General features: G+C 66.3%; 2 protein-coding genes and 1 pseudogene. All 3 read left to right on the forward strand.

All coding sequences use genetic code 11. The annotated features are described in order from the left end of the window. Positions 1–218: 218 nt before the first annotated feature. Positions 219–472, forward strand: a pseudogene (locus AB0G14_RS35770) (transposase); the annotation flags it as partial. Then, positions 405–638, forward strand: coding sequence for an SAM-dependent methyltransferase (locus AB0G14_RS35775; RefSeq protein ID WP_357705255.1), 234 nt, complete (start codon positions 405–407; stop codon positions 636–638). The pseudogene AB0G14_RS35770 and the gene AB0G14_RS35775, both read left to right, overlap by 68 nt. After that, positions 538–1173, forward strand: coding sequence for an SAM-dependent methyltransferase (locus tag AB0G14_RS35780; RefSeq protein WP_357705253.1), 636 nt, complete (start codon positions 538–540; stop codon positions 1171–1173). The genes AB0G14_RS35775 and AB0G14_RS35780 overlap by 101 nt, the downstream gene beginning before the upstream one ends. Positions 1174–1297: the final 124 nt, after the last annotated feature.

Genomic DNA, 1297 nt, shown 5'->3' on the forward strand with positions numbered 1-1297 from the left:
CTCCACGATCGACGGCGTTCCGCACACCCAACCATGATCCAACCCGAACGCCCCAGGTCAAGCCGACCCGCCGACGAGCACCTGACCAGTCACCCCGGCGAGTCCGAATCCGAGGAATCGAGTAGAGCCCGCGCGCCAACGCGGGTCGGGAAGGTACGCCCGTGCTTACGGTAGTCAACCCGCAAGAGCCCACGCCATCTTCCGTACCGCAGCCGGCCGTGTCCGGCGGGTCGTTGATCGATGAGATCGTGCGTGACGGTGTGACTGGGCGATACTGGCCGCGGCCCTCGAAGCCGAGGTCGCCGCGTACATCGCTGCGCACGCCGACCAGGTGGATGAGCAGGGCCGCAGGTTGGTGGTGCGTAACGGTCACGCGAGGTCGCGGCAGGTGCTCACCTCGGCTGGTGCGGTCGAGGTGGTCGCGCGGCGGGGCAACGACAAACGCGTCGACGAGACCACCAGCGAACGGAAGCATTCCCACCCTCGGTACCGTCCACGAGGTGGCCCAGAAGGCGGCACCGGATGCGCGGGTTGTCTATGTCGACGTGGATCCGGTGGCGAGTGCAGCACAGTGCGACGCTGTTGGCCGACAACCCCCTCGCCGATGTGATCCAAGCCGATCTGCGTCGCCCGGCTGACGTTCTCGCCAGCCGAACTGTCAACGACCTGCTGGATTTCACCGCACCGGTCGCGGTGCTTATGATCGCCGTTTTGCATTTCGTGTCCGACGCCGACGACCCGGCGGGCATCGTGGCACAGTTCACCGACGCGCTCGTGGCGGGCGGCTTCGTGGCGACTTCCATGGCACTCGCCCGCCTTTTGTCACGGAGCACTGCCTGGCCACCAGCACCACCTACGACGAAACCAAGGCGTTCCCCGCACTGCCGCTGCCTGCGACGGCGGCCTGACCGGGCCCAGCCGCAAGAGTCCAGCTACGCACGGACGGCCCGGCACTGGGTAACTGTCCCAGCCCGCCAAGTTTTTGATTTTGAATGTGGAACGACCCCGCAGCTCCTGGCTGCCGCGTTGGTTAGAACGGCGGTTCCTCGGGCCCCGCTCTATGGGCGAGCACTGCGAGCAGTTCGTCGCGGGTCACGTCCGCAGCATCGTCGGGGTCGGGATGTCAATCGCTCACCGGGACGACTCCCGGCTCGACGATCTGCAGGCCGGTGACCAGCTTCTCCACCTCGCATCGATCGCTTAGTGAGCGTCCGGGAACTCGGCAGGGCGGATGGTCACAAGGCGATGAAGCGCGGCGTGTGATGGATCGATACGTGGCGAGCTCCTGGTAGATCGG

The organism is Micromonospora sp. NPDC023814 (assembly GCF_040639595.1).
Lineage (GTDB): Bacteria > Actinomycetota > Actinomycetes > Mycobacteriales > Micromonosporaceae > Micromonospora.

What these genes read in the sequence shown, in the direction of transcription:
- AB0G14_RS35780 (WP_357705253.1), top strand. Translation starts at nt 538, where the DNA reads ATGTCGACGTGGATCCGGTGGCGAGTGCAGCACAGTGCGACGCTGTTG.